The organism is Nostoc sp. ChiVER01, assembly GCF_034531155.1.
GTDB lineage: Bacteria > Cyanobacteriota > Cyanobacteriia > Cyanobacteriales > Nostocaceae > Nostoc.
The window spans coordinates 161,845-185,284 of record NZ_JAVRBS010000009.1 but is presented as its reverse complement, the minus strand read 5'-3'; the positions used below and the strand labels follow the sequence as shown (position 1 = coordinate 185,284).

Annotated in this window: 19 protein-coding genes; 5 read left to right on the top strand and 14 right to left on the bottom strand. The window is 42.2% G+C overall.

Going from position 1 to position 23,440, the window contains the following annotated elements; translation table 11 throughout:
• Nucleotides 1-12: 12 nt before the first annotated feature.
• From RMY00_RS14675 to RMY00_RS14665, 3 genes are all read right to left on the bottom strand, one after another.
• Nucleotides 13-543, bottom strand: a complete 531-nt coding sequence (locus RMY00_RS14675; RefSeq protein WP_109007276.1) for a chemotaxis protein CheW — start codon at nucleotides 541-543, stop codon at nucleotides 13-15.
• Nucleotides 544-556: 13 nt separating this feature from the next.
• Nucleotides 557-922: a response regulator transcription factor gene (locus tag RMY00_RS14670; protein WP_012412195.1), complete on the bottom strand. Its 366-nt coding sequence runs from the start codon at nucleotides 920-922 to the stop codon at nucleotides 557-559.
• Between the two features lie 371 nt (nucleotides 923-1,293).
• A complete protein-coding gene (locus RMY00_RS14665) occupies nucleotides 1,294-2,472 on the bottom strand; it encodes a response regulator (protein ID WP_322648230.1) in 1,179 nt (392 codons plus the stop codon).
• A 361-nt stretch (nucleotides 2,473-2,833) separates the two neighbouring features.
• Here RMY00_RS14665 and hmpF point away from each other — a divergent pair, with 361 nt between their 5' ends.
• Nucleotides 2,834-4,594, top strand: a complete 1,761-nt coding sequence (hmpF, locus tag RMY00_RS14660; protein WP_322648229.1) for a pilus motility taxis protein HmpF — start codon at nucleotides 2,834-2,836, stop codon at nucleotides 4,592-4,594.
• A gap of 190 nt (nucleotides 4,595-4,784) precedes the next feature.
• Here the strand turns inward: hmpF and RMY00_RS14655 are convergent, their stop codons facing one another.
• The 4 genes from RMY00_RS14655 to RMY00_RS14640 are packed head-to-tail and all read right to left on the bottom strand — an operon-like array spanning nucleotide 4,785 to nucleotide 7,137.
• Entirely contained in the window at nucleotides 4,785-5,186 is a 402-nt protein-coding gene (locus RMY00_RS14655) for a hypothetical protein (protein WP_322648228.1), read from the bottom strand.
• The gene (locus RMY00_RS14650) at nucleotides 5,170-5,469 is read right to left on the bottom strand and encodes a type II toxin-antitoxin system HigB family toxin (RefSeq protein WP_322648227.1); all 300 of its coding nucleotides are present in this window, start codon (nucleotides 5,467-5,469) and stop codon (nucleotides 5,170-5,172) included. The genes RMY00_RS14655 and RMY00_RS14650 overlap by 17 nt, the downstream gene beginning before the upstream one ends.
• Nucleotides 5,470-5,499: 30 nt before the next feature.
• On the bottom strand, nucleotides 5,500-6,513 hold the full coding sequence (gene tilS / locus RMY00_RS14645) for a tRNA lysidine(34) synthetase TilS (RefSeq protein ID WP_322648226.1): 1,014 nt from the start codon (nucleotides 6,511-6,513) through the stop codon (nucleotides 5,500-5,502).
• A gap of 6 nt (nucleotides 6,514-6,519) precedes the next feature.
• Nucleotides 6,520-7,137: a Uma2 family endonuclease gene (locus RMY00_RS14640; protein ID WP_322648225.1), complete on the bottom strand. Its 618-nt coding sequence runs from the start codon at nucleotides 7,135-7,137 to the stop codon at nucleotides 6,520-6,522.
• Nucleotides 7,138-7,381: 244 nt separating this feature from the next.
• Here RMY00_RS14640 and RMY00_RS14635 point away from each other — a divergent pair, with 244 nt between their 5' ends.
• Together RMY00_RS14635 and RMY00_RS14630 are read left to right on the top strand one after the other, a co-directional pair.
• Entirely contained in the window at nucleotides 7,382-7,708 is a 327-nt protein-coding gene (locus RMY00_RS14635) for a hypothetical protein (protein WP_322648224.1), read from the top strand.
• Between the two features lies 1 nt (nucleotide 7,709).
• Nucleotides 7,710-11,780 (top strand): tetratricopeptide repeat protein, encoded by a 4,071-nt coding sequence (locus tag RMY00_RS14630; protein ID WP_322648223.1) that lies wholly within the window; start codon nucleotides 7,710-7,712, stop codon nucleotides 11,778-11,780.
• A 529-nt stretch (nucleotides 11,781-12,309) separates the two neighbouring features.
• On the opposite strand, the gene RMY00_RS14625 is transcribed toward RMY00_RS14630, so the two are convergent.
• From RMY00_RS14625 to rppA, 7 genes are all read right to left on the bottom strand, one after another.
• Nucleotides 12,310-12,984, bottom strand: a complete 675-nt coding sequence (locus RMY00_RS14625) for a Uma2 family endonuclease (RefSeq protein WP_322648222.1) — start codon at nucleotides 12,982-12,984, stop codon at nucleotides 12,310-12,312.
• A gap of 64 nt (nucleotides 12,985-13,048) precedes the next feature.
• Entirely contained in the window at nucleotides 13,049-13,747 is a 699-nt protein-coding gene (locus tag RMY00_RS14620; protein WP_322648221.1) for a Uma2 family endonuclease, read from the bottom strand.
• 151 nt (nucleotides 13,748-13,898) lie between these two features.
• Nucleotides 13,899-14,207, bottom strand: a complete 309-nt coding sequence (locus RMY00_RS14615) for a KGK domain-containing protein (RefSeq protein WP_322648220.1) — start codon at nucleotides 14,205-14,207, stop codon at nucleotides 13,899-13,901.
• 390 nt (nucleotides 14,208-14,597) lie between these two features.
• Complete coding sequence (gene ccsB, locus RMY00_RS14610) at nucleotides 14,598-15,683, bottom strand: c-type cytochrome biogenesis protein CcsB (RefSeq protein ID WP_322648219.1); 1,086 nt, start codon at nucleotides 15,681-15,683, stop codon at nucleotides 14,598-14,600.
• Nucleotides 15,684-15,908: 225 nt separating this feature from the next.
• On the bottom strand, nucleotides 15,909-17,678 hold the full coding sequence (locus RMY00_RS14605) for a DUF3352 domain-containing protein (RefSeq protein WP_322648218.1): 1,770 nt from the start codon (nucleotides 17,676-17,678) through the stop codon (nucleotides 15,909-15,911).
• Nucleotides 17,679-18,081: 403 nt separating this feature from the next.
• Nucleotides 18,082-18,645, bottom strand: a complete 564-nt coding sequence (locus tag RMY00_RS14600; RefSeq protein ID WP_322648217.1) for a Uma2 family endonuclease — start codon at nucleotides 18,643-18,645, stop codon at nucleotides 18,082-18,084.
• 268 nt (nucleotides 18,646-18,913) lie between these two features.
• Complete coding sequence (gene rppA / locus RMY00_RS14595) at nucleotides 18,914-19,606, bottom strand: two-component system response regulator RppA (RefSeq protein ID WP_322648283.1); 693 nt, start codon at nucleotides 19,604-19,606, stop codon at nucleotides 18,914-18,916.
• A gap of 75 nt (nucleotides 19,607-19,681) precedes the next feature.
• Between rppA and hisG the strand changes: the two genes are divergently transcribed.
• Together hisG and RMY00_RS14585 are read left to right on the top strand one after the other, a co-directional pair.
• A complete protein-coding gene (hisG, locus tag RMY00_RS14590) occupies nucleotides 19,682-20,326 on the top strand; it encodes an ATP phosphoribosyltransferase (protein ID WP_322648216.1) in 645 nt (214 codons plus the stop codon).
• Nucleotides 20,327-20,863: 537 nt separating this feature from the next.
• The gene (locus tag RMY00_RS14585; RefSeq protein WP_322648215.1) at nucleotides 20,864-23,437 is read left to right on the top strand and encodes a GAF domain-containing protein; all 2,574 of its coding nucleotides are present in this window, start codon (nucleotides 20,864-20,866) and stop codon (nucleotides 23,435-23,437) included.
• Nucleotides 23,438-23,440 lie beyond the last annotated feature (3 nt).

The window sequence follows — 23,440 nt, the reverse complement described above, 5'->3', positions numbered from 1 at the left end:
CCTCCTCCAATTTCATCCTGCCCACCTAGCACTCCGTAAAATTGCCATTTGATCGAGTAGTCGCAAACACTGTTTGTTTTTAGTATCTAATAACCACTCTCCACGTAAAAAGGGAGCCATAGTATCTGGAACACTAGTTGGTGGCATAAGATTCTGGACATCCAACCAGTCCATGCCACCAATTTCTTCTACTGCTAAACCCACTATTGTGTCTTGCTCTTCAATGGCAATCACCGAAATTTCAGCTCTATCCGTGTTTAATGCACTTGTTTCCCCAAGAAATTGACCCAAATCAGCTACCCAAATAACTCGACCTCGTAAATTTAGAGTACCCAAAAGTAAAGGAGAAGCATTAGGAATCGGGGTGATTCTATCGGGACTTAGTTCAATTACCTCCCGAATGCCAGTTGCTTGTAGTGCAAACTCCTGATGCGAGGGAATGTAAAACCTCAAATGTAACTCACCTTCAGGACTTTCTACTTGTAATTCTGGTCGGAAATGATCTTGACCACTGCCACTTAAAAAGTCCGGTTTGCTGACCATATTGCTTTTGTCCTTATCCTCGCAGCAGTTGTTTGACTGTTCCCACCAACTCGGTTGGTTGAAATGGTTTAGCTATGTAAGCGTCTGCACCCTGTTTCATGCCCCAATAGCGATCAAATTCTTCGCCTTTAGAAGAACACATAACCACAGGGACATTTTGGGTTTTTGGATCGGATTTTAAGCGCCTACAGACTTCGTAACCGTTCATTCGGGGCATGACAATATCCAATACTACTAAATCGGGAGGTGCTACTTGAATTGCCTCCAATGCTTCTAATCCGTCACTGGCATGGGTTACTGTTAGTCCAGTCGCTTTCAGGAGGTCTGTAATCATCTCCCTTTGCGCGATACTGTCTTCCACAATCAGAACTGTACTCATAAGTGTCTATTTACCCCCTGATGTAGACGTTCCTATTTGGAACATTCTTTGATTCCCCCGCAAGTATTAACTGTATAAATTAATTGTATGTTCTCACTATTTTCCGGTATATTGACCTTTCACTAAGTAGCTGACTCTGTGATAACATCTTTTAACTGATCTTTTAGTAGATCAACAAATCTTCGATATCTTTATATACCCATGCCCCCTCAATTTTCTCTCTCCGTAGCTTAAAGCCTTCTCTACGAGACGCTACGCGAACGCTTAGAGCGAGCGAATCATTGAGCGTTTTTTAGATTTTAGAATTGTTCAATCCAAAATCCAGAATCTATAATCTAAAATTATTCTGCCCAATTCTCAATGCCTTATTTTCATTGGTTGTTGATATATTTCTCTACGAGCATAAGTAACTCAGTGTCTGTAAATGGTTTTGTTAAATAATCTGTTGCCCCGACCATACTAGCTTTGACTCGATCAATAAATCCATCTTTACCAGTGAGCATGATAATCGGTGTGAGTCGAAATGCTCTTGAATGTCTTAGCATGGCGCAAACCTCGTACCCCTCCAATTCCGACATGGCAATGTCGCATAAAATTAAGTCCGGTTTGAGTTTAAAAACCAGACTCAGTGCCTCTAAAGGATTGGTGAGAGCGATCGCTTCATAACCTTGTGCTTGTAAGATGGAATTTATAGTCTCACCGATGGCGATCGCATCGTCAATACATACTATCCGCCCCCTGTGTTTTCCCTTCAATTCCGCGTCAACAGTGTGGGTATCTATTTTAGTCGTGTCTGAATATACTAGTTGTAGCCAACTCTGTTGCACATAAGGATATATTGCCTTAGCGACTGTCAAAATGTCTCGATTAAGATAGCGAGCCAGTTGACGCAAGGATGTTTTACCATCAGCCCAATGTTGTAGTTTACTTACAGTTGCTTCTGGTAGCGATGATTGTAGGTGAACTTTGTCAGACAGCACTGGCAATTGTTCTGGAGACTGAATATGTGGATACAGTTCCTTCCACTCTTGTACCTGCTTGGTAATTTTTGTAACAAATGGAGCAATCTCGAAAGTGTTTAATTGCGGGGCTAGTGCCGCACCCTGATGGAAAATGAAGTTTCCTTGGTGTAAACTCAGCAGGTCAAAGAGAGTTTCATGTACCAAGCCGTGAATGATACTACCAGCGATTTTGGGATTGATAATATTCCGCTCCAAGAGCGCCCACAGATAGGCATACTCTGGCGCGTCGGTTGATGGTAAGGAGGCAATTTGTTTGTCGGTAAGTCGCATCTCGACTCGATAATGACGTAAATAATCGCTAATTCTGGATAAACTACTCTCACCTTCTTGGCAATAGATAATTTGACCATTGAGAAAAAAGACGAACCAAGACTGTTGTTTGAGGCGATAAATGCTTGCTCCCTCTTTGCCCAGTTTGTTGTTATGGTGAGAGCTAGTAGCTCTGACCCATAGTTGCCCAGTTCGTTGTCCCAACTCAATCAATTGCAGGATACTGCAAATATCAATTTCATTTAAATTTCCCTGCATTTATCTAAAAAATACTCCTTGTAATGCCGTTAATATTATTTTTAAATGGGTTTGGGCTTAAATTGGCTAGGATCTTTTGCATCCAAAGGAGAACTGCTATAGATTCAGCTATAAAGTTTAATCTTTCGTAATACACTTTGGCAAAGCTAGTGTTAACACGGAAGTCATCATGACTGTCATCAGTACAAAATATAAAGGCGCGATTGACTCACTTTTATAAATATCAAGACGTAATATCTCGCGTCTATAGTTTTGTCTGTCTTGTTCTCCTAAACTTCGGTTCAGTGAGACAAGTTAACAGAATTATTTAAGGTATATCCCAAAACATAAACTTTAAGTGCATCAATAAAGGACTAACGGTGTGCTGTATTTAGCAGAAGTACAAAAACAGAAGGGTGGCTTACTCAGTGGCAGTGGCAAAACTGAACTGAAACTACTAGCTTGTCAGCGAACTGACCAGAATTGGAATCCTGTGTCAGAAGAAGTGATCGCCGCCGAGGAGGCAAGCAAATTAAATGATGGTGCTTTGGTACTGGTTGAACTGAATCCAAATCGTCAAGTACAACGGATTCAAGAAGCAGGGCGGCCACTGGTCAACATTTTGCAGAATTTTTCCCGCCAATTGGAGAAATTTAAGCTCAAGGAAGATGAAATTGATCAGTGGAAGCAATCGCTGACGTTTCAGGCGCAAGAGTTGAATCGCCGTGAAATGGACATGGAAGTACGCTCTGAACAGTTGCACAATATGGAGGATGAGTTGCAACAACTGGAGCAGCAAAAACAGGAAGTTGACACATCCCGCCAGGAAATTGAACGGTTACAAACAGAAGTTGAACGCAACCGCCTAGAATTGGAAGGCGCTTGGGAGCATTTGCGGGGTGAGCAGCGCCGCTTGGAGGAACGTCTTGCGGATTTCCAGCAGGGGACGGTTTTAGATGAGGAGCAAAGTCGAGTAATGAGTGAATTACTCGATCGCTTATCTAATCGTGTTGCTCCCACAGAAACAGTCAGAGAACACCTCCATCTAGCCTTTGAATTGGTCGAAAAGCAGCAAGCGACTCTTACCCCGCACTGGCAAAAATTGGAGGAGCAAAAAACTGCGATCGCACAACAGCAAGAAGAAGTGGAGCGTTTGTCACAAACCTTTAGCGATCGCCAAAATGCATTGCAACAAGCACAAAATTCTCTAGTCCAGCAAACAGCCCAATTGCAAATAAATACAGCAGACCTTAGCAGCAAGCAAGAGTATGCTCGGATAATCAAAGAGCAGCTACGAAACGCCGAAGAGTTATATCAACAGATTCACTCTTTAGCTGCAACTTCTGGTAGTGTAGTTCTCGGCCAGCAAGCTAATGTGGAAGCTTTAGAGAAAATGCCTTTAGAAGAACTGCAAAAGATAGTCCAAGATTTGCAGTATAAGTTAGAAATAGACGCTAGCTTTGTTCACGATCAAGAACAAGAATTGAAATATAAAGAAGAAGCTATAAAAGAACTGCAAAATAAATTGAACCAAGCATCTGACCATGACCATATCAATTTGGAACTGGAATTAACAGATGAAAAAGACATGTATCAGATGCTGAACTCCAGTTTGGTGGGGCAACGCCGAAATATGTTACAGCATCAAAAGTTTCTCAAGCAACACCAAGCTGTATTGCTACGGCGACAAGGACATACTGTTGTTGATGAAGAAGAGGGTAATAAAGTTAATTTAGAACCGATTCTGTTACAACTTGAAACCCAGCGACAAGAATGTTCACAGGAAGTGCAAAAGCTGGAACGTGAAATTGATCAGATTCGTTCTGGTATTGAGCTAAATCAGGGAATGATTGACAATCAAACTCACGATTTGGATGAAAAGCGCCAAGAACTCAAAGCAATGGAGGAAAATTTGCTATCCCTAAGAAGAACAACTGCTGAATGCTGTGGTCGAGTGAATCTTTATCAAGAAGCACTACAACCAATTCAAGATTCTTTAGATGGATTACGCCAGAAGCTACAAGAAATTAGAGAATCTTTAGAACAATTCCAGGAAACTGGTGATTATCAAGTCCAAGCGATCGCTCAGTTGCGTCATACTCTCCAAAGTTTAATGTCTCAGCCACAATTAGTAGTGTCTTAGCAAGTTAAAAGTTAGGAGTGATGAGTTATGAATTAAAGAGAATTTCTAACTCCTAACTATTTAAAGCAGATCCTGTCGCCTTCTACTTAAGCGATCGCACCACCAGGAAATGGATCGGTTTGCGATCAAGCCTCAGCCCTAACTTATTATTTTTTTCGGGCTAAAGCCCAACTACGAACTACAAGCTTAGTTATTCCATAAATAAACTAGAATCTACATTAAAAAAATTTCCCAGCTTACGCGCTTGTTCTGTATTTATCTTCTCTTGTCCATTTAAAATATTATTAACAAAATCTTCTGTTCCTAAAACTGCTACTAAATCATCTCTACTTTTCTCAGATTCATCTAAAATAAATAACAATATAGATACAGGATTATTCTGCTGGATTGGCTGATAATATTCCTGTTCAAACTTTTCAATTAAAGTAATTAATAACTGATAAAGTTCGTCTTCTTCTGGAGTGCGTTCCCGGTGCATTAAATCTTCTACTATCTTTAAAGCTTGCTCATTTTCAAGTTCGCTTTTTATCAGTTTGGGAAGATAAGCTGTTAATAATTCCTTGTATTTATCTGAATTAAAAGTAAGGGTCATCTTTCCAGTTCTCCTTATCATATTCCGCATGTGTGAGAATATACTTAATATAAATTAACTGTCCTTCATAATCTATACTAACAATCAAGCGATATTTATTTCCTTTAATATTGAATACTGTAAAGTTACCAACAGTTTCAGCTTTAATAAAAATTTGCTGTACTTCTACTAAATTTGACCATTTCGCTTTAGTAGCAATCTTATACCAATTGCTTAATGTTTCCTGACAATCTGCATGGCTTTCTGCATATTCTCTTAAAATTCTAAAACTAATAATGTGCATCGTCCCTGATAACAAAAAGACTTTAAATAACTATTTCAAACAGATCCAATCACCTTCTACTTGAGCGATCGCACCACCAGGAAATGGATCAGTTTGCGATCGGTTGGGCGCTATAATTAAAGCCGTTAATTTTTCGATGTGTTCAAAACTAGGTGCGTCAGTCAGTATTTGCTGCAATACTTGACGCATCACCCGACGTTGCAGTGCCAATGGCGCTTTCTGCAATACCCGACGATTTAAGCGTAAGAGGAGTGGGGAGTAGGGAGTGGGGAGTAGGGGAGAAGGTAATTTTTCATCACCCATGCCCAATGCCTCTTCCCGTAACTGCTGGGCGGCTTTTTCCAAATATTCTACTTCTGCTTGGAGAAGTTCTGCTGTTTGGGCTAAGGCTGATTCTACTTGGAGATTGAAATTTTCGCGCAAATATGGTATCAACTCTTGGCGAATACGGTTGCGGGCGTATTGCAAATCTTGATTGGTGGAATCTTCCCAAATTGGCAATTTAAATTCTTGACAAAATTGCTCTGTTTGTGAACGAGTAATTTCTAATAGTGGACGCACTAGTATAATGCTTGTAGTTAGGGGGCGTTGCCAAGTTAGGGCTTGTAAGCCATCAGCACCAGTACCGCGAATTAAATTGTAGAGGAGAGTTTCGGCGCGATCGCTCGCCGTGTGTCCTGTAACTATATATTGATAATTATTTGCTTTGGCGATCGCACTTAAAGCTTGATAGCGCCAATCGCGTGCAGCAGCTTCACTATTTATAGGTTCGTTCGCTGTTTCTAAATAAAAGGATGTATCCCAAGTTTTAGCTAAATTTTCGACGTGATCAGCATTAGCTTCGGAGTCAGAGCGCCAGCGATGATCGCAGTGAGCAATACCTAAATGCCATCCCCATTTGGATTGTAAATCTAAAAGTAATTTTATTAAACACAGAGAATCCTGTCCGCCGGAGACAGCGACTAATAGATGCCGGTTGCGCTCAAATAAGTGGCGCGATCGGATAGTGCGATGGATTTTTGCGTGTAGGGGAGTCCATACCATTTCTTCTCATAGTTTTTGGATTTGACTTGCAGCTACAACTTGTTTAACAGTTAACGCTAGTTCGGGGAAAGTAGTAGAGAGAATGCGGTCATTCCCGGTAAACTTTTGAACTTGGTATTGATCCTCAACCAATTGGTAAACGAAAATCGTGGGGAGTTTAGGATTACCGAGATAAGCGCGACTAGCGATCGCTAAATAATCTACAATCCAATATTCAGAGATACCAAGTCGCTGATATTCATCTAGCTTGTCAACATAATCATCATCCCAGTTTGTTGACGTGACTTCTACAGCAAGTTGAATCGGCTCAATCAGCGCCCCGTAGGCTAGAACATTGCTGTTCCACTGTGATGCATTAACTACACCCACATCTGGATTTCTACCTCGTTCTTCCCCAATATCAGTAAACGTCCTAACAATCACATCTTTGTCAGCAATATATTCAAGTCCCAAGCGTCTAATTTCATCATTGAAGACAAGCATTAAAAACCTTACCACATTCTTATGCGCTCTAGTTTGCTCCACTGGTACAATCTCTCCGTTGATCAGTTCGTAAATGCCACCATCAGGGTATTGCTCTAGAAACTCTTCAAAAGTTAGTTTTTTAACTGGAGTCTGAACCATATTGTTCACCTGCTAAAAAAAGACTTAAAGTAATTGATAATGATGCTCCTACATTGCTAATACTGTTTCAAATCCTAACTTTTTTTCAACGCAAAGGTAGGCGGAGGTTTTCTAAAGATAATTCGCTACGTCTGTTGCCTTATTTTAGACAATTGGTACAACACAAAATAAATAATTTAGAAATCCTTTCTGCTTTGCGCCTTTGCGTGAGATAAAAATACTGTATAAATTCCTAGATAACCTTATGGCACAAATTCAAATCGGAATCGAAGGCGAAGACGCACCAACAGCAGCTGAAGCATTGCTAGAAATCCCTGGAATATCGGGAAGCTATGAAGTTCCGACGCAAAGAGAGGGAACTCTCGCCGCCATTGCTACTATTGTCGGCATTGTGGGTGGTGTTGCAGCTTTAGCTGAACAAATTCGCAAATGGTATCAAGAATGGCATAAATCCCATCCAGGTAAGCAATTTGATGTGGTAATTCTTGACCCTGAGACTAGAAACAGGATTTTACTCGAAGAAGCTACTATAGAGGAAATCACGGAAATCCTCAAATCTATCAGCAAGTAAAGTGGAAACTATCCGCATTCAACTTCGGGAAAGTACGCAGGAAACAGTTGAACTCAGGTATTGGCTACCTCAAATAAAGCACTATGAATCACGTCGTCTGAAATTGGCAGAAATCGCTAATTTTCTCAAGCAAGGAGAACGAGATTACTATAAACTGCTGCCTAATTTACCAGGAATCGGGCAGCAGTTATTTTTTTGGTTGGATGGGGATGGACGCTGGTTGAGTCGGGGAATTGCTAACTGTCGCGGTGAAGGGTTGGTAATTGCTATTGATACCGATAAACAATTGGCACATCTACCTTGGGAAGTGCTGCATGATGGTGAGGATTTTTTGGTAAAGCGGGTTAATCCAGTGGTGTTACCTCTGCGCTGGATTGAGAAAGAAACGGAACCGTTTTCTGTGAAAGCACGACAATTGCGAGTATTGTTTATGGCAACCGACCCGGAAGACGTGGAACCAAAATTAGAGTTTGAACAGGAAGAAGCGAGAATTCTGGCAGATACGCGAGATTTTGCTGTAGATTTGCGGGTGGAAGAAAGCGGCTGCGTCAGCGAGTTAGGTAAGGTGTGGAGTCGCTATCTTGATGACTTTGATGTATTTCACCTCACAGGACACGCCTCAATTAAAGCTGAAGCACCTTACACGCCTTACTTTATCACTGAGACGGAAATCGGGGAACGCCACGAAACCACAGCGGCAGAACTGGCCGAAGTCTTCCGGTTTCGCTTTCCCAAGTTGGTGTTTTTATCTGGGTGTCGGACTGGACAAGCACCAGATAAAGGGGCTGTCCCTTCAATGGCTGAGGCGCTAATTGCCCAAGGGGCGAGGGCGGTTTTAAGTTGGGGGCGGCCTGTGGAAGATCGGACAGCCACAGCCGCCGCCGCGCACCTCTACGGCAAATTGGCAGCCGGATATCAATTAGCTGAAGCACTCGCTAGCACTTACCAGCAGTTGTTTAAACAGAATGTGCGTGACTGGCATTTGTTGCGGTTATATGTTCAAGGAGAATGTCTCGGTGCGCTGGTGGATGTGTTGGGAGATGTGCCACCCTCAGCGCCGGAACCTGCTTACGAACAGTTTTTAGATCCCGATACCCAACAGGTGCGGGTGGCAAAACCCTCTGAGTTTGTTGGCAGACGGCGGACTTTGCAACGTTGTCTCAAAGCTATTCGTACTCATTTGGGGGTACTAATTCACGGACTGGGGGGTGTGGGTAAGAGTACTGTGACGGCGCGACTTCTGGAAAGGATGGTTGGCTATCACAGGCTGGTGAACTTTCGGCAACTGGATGAGGACAAACTGCTCAAAACCCTTGCTGAACAATGTACCTCCGAACGGGGGCATGAAATTCTCAATGGCAAGTTACCCTTGATGCAGCGCCTCACCAAGTTTTTCACTGAAGGACTGAATAGCAAAGAACAGCGCTTTGTTTTTGTGCTGGATGATTTTGAGGCAAATTTGGAATTACGCAATGGGGTTTATGTTTTGCAACCACAAGTTGTGGATGTCCTGCTGGCGTTGCTGAAGGCGATGCAAAATTCCCAACTTCCCCACAAGGTAATTATTACCTGTCGCTACAATTTCACATTGTCGGAACTGAATCATCGTCTGTACCGCGAACCTCTGGGGGCTTTGGGTGGGGCAGATTTAATTAAAAAGTATAATCGTCTGGATTCGTTTAATGGCAGTTGGCAATTTCAGCCAGATTTGCCCGAACGTGCCAAAAAAGCAGCAGATGGAAATCCTCGGCTGTTGGAATGGTTAGATAAGATTTTGCAAAATTCCCCGCAGTCGCCAGAAGCCGAGAGGGGAGTTGAGATGATTTTGCAAAAGATGGCAGATAAGGAAAAGGAATTTCGTGAGGATATTTTGGCTGAGGAATTGCTCAAGCAGCAAACTCCAGCTTTGCGTCAAATGCTGGGGAAGTTATTGGTGTATGAGTTACCTGTTCCTCTAGCTGCTATTTCCCCGATTTGTGAGGATGTCTCAAGTTGGGAAAGTCATATTCAACGCGCTGAAATTTTGGGTTTGTTGGAAGTTACCCTCACCAACAACACAGAGAGGTTGTATCGTGTTCCCCGGATTTTGTCACCGTTGCTAGAGTTTCCAGAAAACCCCAAGGGTGAAGAGTTGTACAAACAAGCTGCACAAATTTTGTATCGCCTGTGGTGGGAAGAGGCGGAAGGTGCGACGGAAGGACAAAAGTTAGAAATTCATCGGTTGGCTTTGTTGGGGAAGGATGAAGTAATTGCGGTGAAAACAGCTAGTTCATTAGCGGAAGACTTGCGGGATAAAAGTCGATTTCGGGAAGCAATACATCTATGCAAATCAACTTTAGAAATTACTAACAACCATAGTGTTTTGAGAGAGATTGGTTATTGTGAACACCAAATAGGTGAGGTTGATCGAGCATTAAACTATTACCAACAAGCTTTAAATCTTTGTCCTGCAGAAGACGAACAAGAATTAGCATCAATTTATCATTATTTTGGGATACTGAAAGCCAACAAAAGGGAAGTAGAAGAAGCGATCACACTCTACAATCAGTCTTTGGAAATCAATGAACGCATTGGTTATGTCCAAGGCAAAGCGGCGACGTTGCACTGTTTGGGAAATCTCTACGCCGACAAAGGGGAAGTAGATAAAGCAATCGCACTCTACAATCAGTCTTTGTCAATAAAAGAACGCATTGGTTATGTCCCAGGCAAAGCGGCGACGTTGCACCAACTGGGAATTCTCTACGCCGACAAAGGGGAAGTGGATGAAGCGATCGCACTCTACAATCAGTCTTTGAAAATAACTGAACGCATTGGTGATGTCAAAGTCAAAGCGGCGACGTTGCATCAACTGGCAATTCTCTACGCCAACAAAGGGGAAGTAGAAGAAGCGATCGAACTCTACAATCAGTCTTTGTCAATAAAAGAACGCATTGGTAATCTCCAAGGCAAAGCGACGACGTTGCACCAACTGGGAATTCTCTACGACAACAAAGGGGAAGTGGATAAAGCGATCGCACTTTTCAAGCGGTCTTTGGAAATAACTGAACGAATCGGTGATGTCAAAACCCAAGCGAGGACGTTGCACGAACTGGGAATTATCTATGCCAACAAAGGGGAAGTGGATAAAGCAATCGGACTCTACAATCAGTCTTTGGAAATAGAAGAACGCATTGGTGATGTCCAAGGCAAAGCGGCGACGTTGCACGAACTGGGAAATATCTACGCCAACAAAGGGGAAGTGGAGCAAGCGATCGCACTCTACAATCAGTCTTTGGAAGTGTGGCAACGCATTGGTTATCTCCAAGGCAAAGCGGCGACGTTAAGCCAACTGGGAATTGTATACGCTAACAAAGGGGAACTAGATGAAGCGATCGCACTCTACAATCAGTCTTTGGAAATAGAAGAACGCATTGGTAATGTCCAAGGCAAAGCGGCGACGTTGAACCAATTAGGACTTATCTACGCCAACAAAGGGGAAGTGGAGCAAGCGATCGCACTCTACAATCAGTCTTTGGAAATAAGTGAACGCATTGGAGATGTAAAAACTAAAGCGGCGACGTTGCACAAACTGGGAATGATCTACGCCAACAAAGGGGAAGTGGATGAAGCGATCGCACTTTTCAATCAATCTTTGGAAATAACTCAACGCATTGGTGATGTCCGAACTCAAGCAATGACGTTGCACCAACTGGCATTTATCTACGCCAACAAAGGGGATGTGGAGCAAGCGATCGCACTTTTCAATCAGTCTTTGGAAATCAACGAACGCATTGGTAATGTCAAAGGTAAAGCAGCAACGTTGCACCAACTGGCAAGTATCTACGCCAACAAAGGGGATGTGGAGCAAGCGATCGCACTTTTCAATCAGTCTTTGGAAATAACTCAACGCATTGGTAATGTCCGAACTCAAGCAAATACTCTGTGGTGGTTAGGACATTTGGCAGAACAACAGGGTGAATACACTAAAGCGATATCCTATTTGCAACCAGCTTTAGAGATTTTGCAGCAATTGAAATCACCGGATGCTGAAAGTGTGAGTGCAAGCCTCAATAGGGTAATTTGTAATTCGTAATTACAGAACGGAAAGATTTGTTGTATTACGCAAAGGCGCAGAGGCGCAGAGAAGAACGCGAGAGTGTTTTATAAATAAATGAAAATTGCTGTAATGAGTCTTTGATACTCGTGAGCGAGTCTTTTATACTCGTGGACGAGCCTTTTATACTCGCGCGAGAGTCTTTGATACTCGCGGACGAGTCTTTGATACTCGCGGATGAGTCTTTTATACTCGTGCGAGAGTCTTTGATACTCGTGAACGAGTCTTTTATACTCGCGGATGAGTCTTTGATACTCGTGCGAGAGTCTTTGATACTCGCGGACGAGTCTTTTATACTCGTGAATGAGTCTTTGAACTCCATTAATGAATCTTTGAGCTTCGTTGATGAGTCTTTACAGCAATTCAGGACAAAGAATCAGGATTTATGCCAAGCGATGTCTAACGATAAAAATATTTATATGTTTGGACTTTACACCAAATCTCAATGTATCGCGGTGTCCAGATCCCCGACTTCTCGAAGAAGTCGGGGATCTATGTTTCTGAATAATTAGATTAAATCAGGATCTATACCGAGCGATCTTAATCTTTCTGCTAATAATTGGGCGCGTTGTTGAGCAAGTTGTGCCTGTTCTTGTGGTGTTAAAAGCCTTTGCCCTTGCTGGTTATACCAATACATCCACTCGCGGGGAATGCCTAGATAAGTTCCCTGTTCTATGCCAATTCCTAGACTAATCTCTGGCAGCCAAACAGGATTACCATCTTGAAATTCATAAACATTATTAACTAATTTGTAAACTTCTAAACGTGGCTTGTCGCAACGAAGTGGGTTGTAAATTACATAATACAAAAACCCCAATCTTGCATACTCTGCTTTCTTAGTCGAGTACTCACCGCGATATATCTGAGATACCACCTCAAGTACTAATATCGGTAGTTTCTTTTCTTCCCAAAGCACATAACTGGGACGGAGATTTTCATCATAAAATCGCTTAACGCCCAGACTCAAAAACGCATCTGGGACTATCGCTGGCAAACCTGGGTCGTAATACATACCCATGCGAATACCAAAAAACCAATCCATGCGTTCTGCCCAAGCCATTGCTAATACGCTTCTGAGTAAATCGGGAATTGATTTTTGTAATTGATTATCTACTGGGGTATCGTCAGAGTCAGGTAGTTCTTTTGAAGAGGGCAAACGAGCTGATGGATCGTAATTTACCATGATGGATTTACCGTTCCTCAGTTATTAGTACATCTTTATTTTATAAATGAATTTTGATAGCAATTTAAATGAGAGAATCAGGATCTATGCCGAGCGATCGCAACCGTTCTTGTAATAATTGAAATTTCTGTTCTGCTTGCTGCGCTTTTTGTTGAGCAAGTTTTTTGTCTTCTTCTGGTGTTAAAAGCTTTTGCTCTTGCTGGTTATACCAATACATCCACTCGCGGGGAATGCCTAGATAAGTTCCCTGTTCTATGCCAATTCCTAAACTAATCTCTGGCAGCCAAACAGGATTACCATCTTGACATTCATAAACATTATTAACTAACTTGTAAACTTCTAAACGTGGCTTACGCCGACGAAATGGATTGTAAACCACATAATATAAAATCCCTAATCTTGCATACTCTGCTTTCTTAGTTGAGTACTCACCGCGATATGTCTGAGATACCACCTCCAGCACTAATATGGGTAGTTTTTTCTCTTCCCAAAGCACGTAACTGGGGCGGAGGTTTTGATCGTAAAATCGCTCAACACCCAAACTCAAAAACCCATCTGGGACTATCGCTAATAAATCTGGGTCATAATAAATCCCCATATCTATACCAAAAAACCAATCCATGCGTTCTGGCCAAGCCATTGCTAGGGTAGCTTTGAGTAAACCGGGAATTAAATCTTGTAATTCATTATCCACAGGGGTATCGTCAGAGTCTGGCAGTTCCTCAGATGAGGGCAAACAAGCTAATGGATCGTAATTTAGCATGATAGGTTTACCGTTTCTCTGTTATTAGTACATCTTTATTTTATTAATGAATTTTGATAGCAATTGAGCAAATCCTATTTTATTTGCAAATATCGAGAGTATCAGAACCCCGACTTCTTTAAGAAGTCGGGGTTTTTTTGCTCATTGGATATTAATTTTCTACTTGTTTGAGTCTTTGAAAAATTTCATCAAGTGGTGATTCAGAATCTTCAGGACAAAATTCTAAAGCAAGTCTAACTTTTCCTTTTTTCCACCCTTGAGTACTGAATTGTAAAACCTCACAATTTAATCCTTCTGTATACAAATTTACTTCGTCTGTTTCTGCTGCTCCAATATATTCCTTAATTGCTGTAATCAAATCACGAACTTTAAAAGTTTTAGCAATATTTAACTTATTAAAAGTGTCTGGTTCTATAGACACAACTTCATCATGATTTAGTCTCTCGAATCCATCTTCCATAAAAATCTCCTGTCAATAAATTTATATTTTCCAGGGATATAACAGTTCATCCGAAACAAAATGACAACTTTATAGATTTAGTGCTAGTCAAATAAAAATTTAGTAATAATTTCATGTCCGTTAAATTAGCCTAGTATTCTCGCGTTACCCCTCCCTAAACCTCCCACCCCCCTTTGTAAGCTACGGTGTATACACAAGTCTGAAATAGCTGATTAACCAAGGTTTTACCCCACCCTAACCCTCCCCTTATAAAGGGGAGGGAACTAGATTTATTATTTCCCCCCTTAATAAGGGGGGATTAAGGGGGGTAATTCGACTTGTGTATACACCGTAGCCTTGGTAAGGGGGGTGCGCGGCAGCGCGGGTGGGGTAGTTTTATTTAAACGGTTCTTAAAAGAACCAACCGTAAGAATGTAAACCTTTGCCCAAAAGATTCACACCAAGATAGCAAACCCAAACAACAACAAAACCAGTGGCGGCTAAAATTGCCGGACGACGCCCTTGCCAACCGCGAGTGATTCGGGCGTGGAGATAGGCAGCAAACACTAACCAGGTAATTAATGCCCAAGTTTCTTTAGGGTCCCAACTCCAGTAAGAACCCCAAGCTTCGTTAGCCCAAACGCCACCAGCAATAATACCAATTGTCAGCAGGGGAAATCCTAGCCCGATGATGCGATAGCTGATGTTGTCGAGGGTTTCGGCAAGGTTAAGGCGCTGGGGTGAAAGGGGTTCCGAATTTTGGATTTCGGATAGCGAAGCGTCTTGCGGATTTTGGATTGGGGTTGTTGTAACTAAACCCAAAACTGCGGTGTTACCGTTACCGTTGCCGTTGCTAGTAGTTTCAAAACGAGCAAAGCCGTTATTTTCGGCAGAAGGGGCTGATGGTTGAGGAATTAGTTCAGCTGCTTTGTGTAAGCGGTAGCCGTTGCTGCGATAGCCACCAGTACCTACAGAACTACCTTGTAGTTGGATGTTTTGACCGCGAGTCACAACTAAAAAAGCGATCGCTAGTAATGAACCCACCATCAAAGCAGAATAACTCAACATCATGACGCTAACATGCATCATCAGCCAATTTGACTTCAAGGCAGGTACTAGAGGTTCTGACGCTTGCATCTGAGATGGTAATGTCATAGTCGCAAAAGCAGCGATCAACATTGCCACAGGAGATGTAACAACTCCTACTAAACGGCTACGGCTACTACTTTCAGCAATGAGATGGACGGTGGTAATTCCCCAAGTTAAGAAAAACAGGGATTCATAGAGATTACTTAAAGGAAAGTAACCAGCTTCTATCCATCGTGCCCCTAGTAGAGTCGCCATACACAAATTAGCGATCGCCATCCCAGCTGTCCCCAAAGCGGCTAGATAAGGCAGATTCGGAAAGGCCGCTCCTCCCCAATAAACCAGCATTGTTAGGAATAATATGGCAAAGGAGGCATTGTCCAGCCAGTTCTGGAGTACAACCAAATTCATAAAGTCTTCTCTCCGTGGATAATTTAAAATATCGATTCTGACTGTTATGATCCTATATGCTTAGAGGGTCATGGGACAGGGGAAATAGGGAATAGGGAATGGGGAAGAGGATTTGGGGACAAGGAGAATTGGGGACAAGGGGAAAGACTTGTTAAAAGTTCTAAACTTTTGTCACCTTGTCCCCTCCGCTTCCCCTCCTCCCTCATCTCACCACTCCCCACTCCCCTATTTAACAGAACTGCTCTTATTACTTTCTGGATTAGGCAAGGGAGTTGTGTTCCTAACTTTTTTAAGTGCTATAAAAATGTCGTAAAGATTACTGCGACTGTCGCTGACTGCGGATGTCATCCCAATTGAGCGCGTTGCATCAAGCAAAGCTTGTTGATTGGGAATTAGAGTTGGTAAAGGAAAATTTTTCACAGTTCGTTCTACATCCAAGAAAAATTGACCATTTGCCGGATTTGGTTCTGTAGGAACTGTTTGTTGGAAGGGGATCGTGCTAGCTAGTGTGTTGTTGGGTTTGGGAAGAATTTTATCAGTAATAGGAGCGCCCACCACTAGAAAGGCGACATCTCCATCTAACCAGCCGTGGGTAGCAGTTAAAGTACCATAGGGTGAAACCCAGTTAACAACGGGTTGTCCTGCGACTTTCGCCGATTGAACTTGGAACTGATATTGATTTCTCATCACGTCATCGAGCTGTTTTATTGATGTTTCAGCTGAATTACGTAGGCTTTGCCCGCCGTAGGCATCGCTTGTCTGTACCATGAAAAGTAAACCCAGACGAAAATCATCTGGTGAACCTTGTTTTGGAGTAGTAGGAATCAGTGATAAGGAAAACTCGCCTTTCATCCAACTGAGCAAATCTTTATCTAAATCGAGAGTGGTAAGAGATTTTATACCACCTCTAAGTTGTTCTGGTGCGATCGGTGAGAGGGGATTTCCTTGAGATGTTAAAACATAATCTCCCCACAATCTCTGTAAGTTTCCCCCCGAAAGCATCATTAAGGTTTCTGCTGGTACGCGGTTTTGCATTTGTCCAGCTTTGTTTTCTACCGCCAGCACCCGTTGACTATTAGGGTTTAACCAAGAAACGCCCTTGAAGCGGATTCCTTCTGTCTCTAAAGTCATTGTCCCCGCTAAAGCTTGGTTATTTTGCAGTTGAGCCAAAACTTGAGCTGGTATTGGGCGGTTTGGAGAAGCTGCGGCTATTTTGGCTGCTGTTGGCACATTGACGTAAAACTGGCCAAAGGGTTGGTAATCGGCAATTTTTGGAAAGTTCTCAGCAAAGCCCCCTGTTGTCGCTAGAGATGTTTGATTTTTGTAAGCGTCAATTGCTCTTTCTGTGGCTTTGGGATTATCAGTTATAACTAAAAAACGCCCATCTAGTAATGCTGCTGAGAAGTTTTCTCCTGCTTGTCCCTCACTTTGTTTTATGGCGATTCCTTGATAAATACGGTCAATCCATTTGCCTTGTTTAAGGGTTTTGGGTTGTGCCAAAATATTTTTGGCGATTTCTGGATTTTTCACTGGTAATACCATTACCATCGACTGCTGATCGCTGGCAGCATCTTCATTGGTGGTAACTGGTTTGGGTGCAGCTTTACTCACTATTGCTGGGGCAAGAATTGCGATTGTAACGTCATTGCCTACCCAAGGAGCGATATCTTTCTGGAAGTCGTAACCATTATTAGTGAGAAAGCGATCGCGCAATTCAACTAAATTTCTGTCCAGTTCTGCTTGGGTTTCTTTTGTGCCGAACTCCCGCAATTTCTGCCACTGCTGGGGATCTGTTGTCAGAGAAACCGCAAACAGGGCATCACCAGGAATAATATTTGCACCTACTAGCAAATCACTAGAAGCTCGTTGTCTCTGGCTTAACAACCAGTATCCTACACTGCCTGCACCAATCAATAGCCCAGCAGCCGAGAGCGTCAGCACCAGAGACGGTTTCTTATTTTTCTTCATCGGAACAGACACAAGAGGCGGTGCCATTGAAACCTATACCTTATACTTGCAAACTTATTACTTGCTTGATTAGTCAAGTACACCAACAGGTTTAACCATTCTTTAGAACAGCTAATTATATTAAATTTTTCCACCCTAAATGTTGATGATACTTCGGTAATCAACCTTCCCTGCTCTTTCAAAAGCTGTGTTTTTGACTCAGTTACCATTTTTAACACGCTTTGTTGAATTTCGTAGGACGTTTCCCTGAAATTAATTCCTTTGTCGAAAGTTTTCGCAGGTAAATCTGTTATTCCAAGGAATTTGAGAATATAATCAATCGACAAAGCTATAACTCAAGTTCAGCTACTTGATTTTGCTCGGTAGCGATATGCGTATTTTTTGGGATAATGCGGTATAGCAAAGCTATACTTTCAGGCTTATCATTTACTTATACTTGCAACTCAAATCCAGGTAATATATCTTCTCCAGAAACAATCGCTGGTATTTGCACAACTTCCACAACTTTCAAAAGTCGGTAAATTTCAACTTGGCGATCTTGAGGATTAATTAGCCAACCCAAACGCAGACCATTTTTAATGTATTCCTGCATTTTCTCTTGAATTGTTGCAAGGCGATCTGTCTCCGATCGCAGTTCAATCAAAAAGTCGGGTACAAGTGGCGGAAATTTTTTTCGTTGTTCTGGTGTTAAAGCTTCCCACCGCTCCAATTTTACCCAAGCAGCATCAGGAGAGCGTTTTGCACCGTTGGGAAGTATAAAGATAGTTGAAGAACTAAAAACTTTCCCTAGTTTTGCTTGACGATTCCAAATTTCTAAATCAGTGATTAGTCCAGCTTCTTGATTTCCACTTTCTCCTCCTACTGGTGGCATAATTATTAATTCTCCAGCTGCATTCATTTCCAGGCTGACATCACGATTGGCAATACACAATTGATAAAATTGTTCATCGGTTAGATGAGCAATCGGTTCTAGATTTAGCACAACAGTATTCATTAAACCTTTCCTCGTGTCTTTGTTGCTAACATCAATAGGAAATTCTTGCTTGTTGGAAGATGTGTAAGAATTCAGCACCCAGGAGTCATCCAGAATTTGAAAGGAATGCAGTATTATCGGGAAGGAAATTTCACAGATTATGATGCCTGTGGATTCATCCCTCTACAACAAACTTCGACAGGAATTAAAATTGCAAAGATTGAAAAATGTTAATGATTCTCCTAACCAATTAACCGAATCTTTGTCAGCTGAAAACAGGCGGCTAAACTTACTCCACTGAGGAAGCACCGAAACGATAGCCTTTACCGTAAACTGTGTGAATCAGTGTAGTTTCTTTACCTACCTCAATCTTACGACGCAGCAAACGAATTAATGCTGCAATTACATTACTACTGGGTTGTTCTTCCTCTTGCCACAAATTTTCCATAATTTGGGCATGAGTCATTAGTTGTCCAGTATGTTCCATAAAATATTGCAGCAACTGGCTTTCTTTTTGCGATAACTCAATTATTCGTCCTTGGCGATAGGCTACTTGATTTTCACAATCAAGTTCTAAATCAGCGACGGTTAAACGTCCGGTAGTGGTTTCATAGGTTTGGGAACCGGAACGACGCAATAAAGCCCGGACTCTGGCTAGTAACTCTCGCAGTTCAAAAGGTTTAACCAAATAGTCGTCTGCACCAGCATCTAAACCTTGTACGCGGTCATCTAGAGTATCCTTGGCTGTGAGAAACAGCACGGGAGTGGTTTTACCTTGACGCCGCAATTGCTGACAAATTTCTAACCCCGTTTTTCCTGGCAGCATCCAATCTAAAATTAGTAGGTCATAATTGCCTGTTTGTGCATGTTCGTTGCCACTTGTGCCATCGTAAGCGGCATCTACAATGTAACCCTCACGAGTTAATAAGCGACTCAAGGGTTCAGTTAGTTCAACTTCATCATCAACTAATAAAATTCTCATGCTGCTTGTGGTAAGCATATAGAGATATTCTCAATATTATTCAACTGCCAGAACGCCAAGGATATTAAAAAAAGAATGCTGACTGTTGCATTGCCAAAAGGGGAACTCCTTAAAAATAGCATCCGCCTGCTACAATCTGTCGGGTTAGATTTTAGTGCTTTTTTAGATTCAGGAACTCGCCAACTTCAAATTCCTGACACTAAAGGAGTCGCAAAAGCTTTGTTGGTGCGGGCGCAGGATGTGCCTGTTTATGTAGAATATGGTCAGGCACAACTGGGTGTTGTTGGTTACGATGTCCTGCGAGAGAAGCAGCCGCAAGTTGCCCACTTGGTGGATTTGCAGTTTGGGCATTGTCGGATGTCGGTGGCGGTAAAGGCATCTAGTTCTTACCGATCGCCGCTACATTTACCACCGCATGGTAGAGTTGCTTCAAAATATGTAAATTGCGCTCGTGAATATTTCCACAGTCTAGATTTACCTGTGGAAATAGTGCCGTTGTATGGTTCAGTTGAACTAGGCCCGATTACTGGAATGTCAGAAGCGATCGTGGATTTAGTTTCTACAGGGCGGACTTTGCGCGAAAATGGTCTGATTGAAATTGCTACTCTCTATGAAAGCACGGCGCGGTTAATTGCCCATCCTTTGAGTTACCGCATGAACACGGGTAATTTAAGTGATGTGATTGCCAAGCTGCGAGAAGCCGTTTTGGTAGAGGTGTAATAGTAGTGCTATCAAGGTTATGTAATTCACGGTTTATCGAATAGCCCAAAGAAACCTCACTCTGATTTTGCTTGTGCAAAACCTGTCCCTCTCCGAACTCACGGCTACGGTGTACACACAAGTCTTAAAAACCTAGCTTGATGAGGCTTTCCTTATTTTCGTGTAAAGCATGGAAACTTACAATGTAGCCTTGTTAAGGAGAGGGATGTCTGTGAGGACAAGGTGAGGTTTTAATGATTAGTAAATAGTCTGCAACAATTAAATCTCCTCATACAGACTAAATTTGTTTACACTAGAATTAGCGCGATATCTACGACGGGCTACGTCTACGCAATAATTTTGCGGCGTATACAGGGAATGCTTGCTACTAAAAATCACTTTAACAATGCGAATTTAGCATTTTGACAGAATTTAACAGGCTTTCCTGAACAGCCAGAGGCGGGGAAAAGACTAGAAGTTATGACAAAAGATTAAGCTATTCTTGAGATAGCCACCCTGATGACTGGATATTACATTTAAATTTATTAAGAAAAGTTAATGAAAGCTGGACAAATTGATACAGAAATGACGAGGCTAGAAGCCCTCCGCCAGTATCAAATTCTTGACACCGAACCGGAAGAAGCTTACGACAATCTTGCTCAGTTAGCGGCATTTATTTGTGGTACGTCCATATCCTTGGTAAACTTCATTGATGAAAACCGTCAATGGTTTAAGGCAAAAGTAGGTTTAGATGTATCAGAAATGCCCCGGTGTGTTGGGTTATCTTACCTTTGCCAAGAGCGGCGTAATGTTGTGGTGGTTCCTGACACCCTAGCTGATGAAACATTAGCAAATAATGCAGTAGTAACTGGCTATCCATATATAAGGTTTTATGCAGGTGTACCCCTAATTACTCCCAAGGGAGATATGCTGGGAACTCTGTGTGTCATTGACCAAGCTCCAAAAGAATTGAACCAAAAACAAGTGGAGGCGCTTGTAGCTCTGAGTCGTTTGGTAATCGACCAATTAGAACTCAGGCGTCATGTAACTGAGGTATCTCAAGTTACCCAGAAGCTTGTGGCGTATGAGCAAGCAGCACACGCCGAGTCAGAATCAGCTAGAATCCGCATTGCTAATTTGCTAGAAAGCATCACTGATGCGTTTTTTGCCTTAGATAAAAAGTGGCGATTAACCTATATTAATGGTCAAGCAGAATTGCTGTTGCAAAAAACCCAGAATGAATTATTAGGTCAAAGCATCTGGGAGGTATTTCCAGAATTAATAAATACAACATTCCATCGTGAGTATCACAGGGCAATGTTAGAACAGGTGAGTGTGGAATTTGAGGAGTTTTATCAGCCACTCAACTGCTGGCTTCAAGTCCACGCTTATCCTGCAAAAGACGGCTTATCTGTTTATTTCCAAGACATTACTGAACGACGACGAACAGCAGAAGCACTACGAGATAGTGAAGAACGTTGGCAATTAGCATTAAATGGTAATAATGATGGTATATGGGATTGGAACCTCAAGACTAATGAAGTGTTCTTCTCAACTCGGTGGAAAGAAATGCTCGGTTATAAAGACCACGAAGTTTCCAACGGTTGGGATGAATGGACAAAATTAATCCACGCCGATGAGCGAGATTGGGTACTTCAAGCCTTCCAAGACCACTTTGCCAAGAAAATACCGTTTTACGTCTGTGAATATAGAATCCAATGCCAAGACGGCAGCTATAAATGGATTCTAGATCGAGGACAGGCACTTTGGGACGCATCGGGTGATATAGTGCGGATGGTGGGTTCTTATACAGATATCACAGATCGCAAGCAGGCTGATGAAGAATTAAAGCGACAGAATTTGCGATCGCAATTATTTTCTGAAATCACCCTGAAAATTCGAGAATCTTTACAAATAGACGAAATCCTCCAAACCACTGTTACTGAGGTACAAAAACTACTACAAGCTGACCGAGTTTTAATTTTTCAACTAGAGCCTGATGGTTCGGGAACAGTAGTACAAGAGGCGGTGCTACCTGGTTGGCCGGTAATTTTGGGAAGAAATATTTTTGACCCCTGCTTTAAAGAAGAATATATAGAAAGATATCGCCAAGGAAGAGTGAGTGCGATGGAAAACGTTGAAACCGCTCACATTCAACCATGCCATCGAGAATTTCTTCAGCAGTTTGCTATCAAGGCTAACCTCGTAGTGCCAATTATGGTCAGGGAGGGCATTTGGGGCTTGTTGCTGGCTCATCAGTGTGCTGCACCTCGACGGTGGAATAATTTTGAGACGGAGTTGTTAAAGCAATTAGCTAACCAAATTGGCATTGCTTTATCTCAAGCGCAACTATTAGAAAAAGAAACTCAGCAAAGTCAAGAACTCGCTCGTTCTAATGCGGAATTGGAACAGTTTGCTTATGTAGCTTCCCATGACTTACAAGAGCCTTTGCGGATGGTAACGAGTTATTTACAACTATTAGAGCGAAGATACAAAAATCAACTTGATACTAATGCTGATCAGTTTATCAACTATGCAGTAGATGGGGCGCGACGGATGCAGACGCTGATAAATGATTTGTTGAATTATTCTCGCGTTAGTACCCGTGGACAGCCTTTTATACGAGTAAATTGTAGTATTGTCTTAGAACAAGCGATCGCTAATCTGCAAATTGCGATCGCAGATAGTAAAGCAATTATCACTCACGACGAGCCTCTACCAGAAGTAATGGTTGATGCTACCCAATTGATCCAAGTATTTCAAAACCTGATTGGCAATGCAATCAAATTTTGCCGTCATCAGCAGCCACAAATTCACATCGGAGTAGCGAAGCCAAATGCAAATCCAGACGGGGAAAGTTTAAATGTTATACCGTCGGTAGATGAATGGTTATTCTGGGTACGCGATAATGGTATTGGTTTGGAATCCCAGTATACTGAACGCATTTTTATAATTTTTCAACGATTGCACGGTAGAGATAAGTATCCGGGTACTGGAATTGGTCTGGCAATTTGTAAAAAAATTATAGAACGCCACGGCGGCCGGATCTGGGTTGAGTCAAAACTGGGTGAAGGCTCGACTTTCTACTTCACAATTCCAGAAAGAGCAGGTAAGCAATCGTGGGCATTATAACAC

Bases quoted from the DNA above. Each gene is read 5' to 3' on its own strand.
- RMY00_RS14620 (WP_322648221.1), bottom strand. From the start codon at position 13,747: ATGCTAAATTACGATCCATTAGCTTGTTTGCCCTCATCTGAGGAACTG.
- RMY00_RS14605 (WP_322648218.1), bottom strand. From the start codon at position 17,678: ATGGCACCGCCTCTTGTGTCTGTTCCGATGAAGAAAAATAAGAAACCG.
- RMY00_RS14670 (WP_012412195.1), bottom strand. From the start codon at position 922: ATGAGTACAGTTCTGATTGTGGAAGACAGTATCGCGCAAAGGGAGATG.
- ccsB (WP_322648219.1), bottom strand. From the start codon at position 15,683: ATGAATTTGGTTGTACTCCAGAACTGGCTGGACAATGCCTCCTTTGCC.
- RMY00_RS14635 (WP_322648224.1), top strand. From the start codon at position 7,382: ATGGCACAAATTCAAATCGGAATCGAAGGCGAAGACGCACCAACAGCA.
- RMY00_RS14585 (WP_322648215.1), top strand. From the start codon at position 20,864: ATGAAAGCTGGACAAATTGATACAGAAATGACGAGGCTAGAAGCCCTC.
- tilS (WP_322648226.1), bottom strand. From the start codon at position 6,513: ATGGTATGGACTCCCCTACACGCAAAAATCCATCGCACTATCCGATCG.
- rppA (WP_322648283.1), bottom strand. From the start codon at position 19,606: ATGAGAATTTTATTAGTTGATGATGAAGTTGAACTAACTGAACCCTTG.
- RMY00_RS14640 (WP_322648225.1), bottom strand. From the start codon at position 7,137: ATGGTTCAGACTCCAGTTAAAAAACTAACTTTTGAAGAGTTTCTAGAG.
- hisG (WP_322648216.1), top strand. From the start codon at position 19,682: ATGCTGACTGTTGCATTGCCAAAAGGGGAACTCCTTAAAAATAGCATC.
- RMY00_RS14655 (WP_322648228.1), bottom strand. From the start codon at position 5,186: ATGACCCTTACTTTTAATTCAGATAAATACAAGGAATTATTAACAGCT.
- RMY00_RS14615 (WP_322648220.1), bottom strand. From the start codon at position 14,207: ATGGAAGATGGATTCGAGAGACTAAATCATGATGAAGTTGTGTCTATA.
- RMY00_RS14600 (WP_322648217.1), bottom strand. From the start codon at position 18,645: ATGAATACTGTTGTGCTAAATCTAGAACCGATTGCTCATCTAACCGAT.
- RMY00_RS14675 (WP_109007276.1), bottom strand. From the start codon at position 543: ATGGTCAGCAAACCGGACTTTTTAAGTGGCAGTGGTCAAGATCATTTC.
- RMY00_RS14650 (WP_322648227.1), bottom strand. From the start codon at position 5,469: ATGCACATTATTAGTTTTAGAATTTTAAGAGAATATGCAGAAAGCCAT.
- RMY00_RS14665 (WP_322648230.1), bottom strand. From the start codon at position 2,472: ATGCAGGGAAATTTAAATGAAATTGATATTTGCAGTATCCTGCAATTG.
- RMY00_RS14625 (WP_322648222.1), bottom strand. From the start codon at position 12,984: ATGGTAAATTACGATCCATCAGCTCGTTTGCCCTCTTCAAAAGAACTA.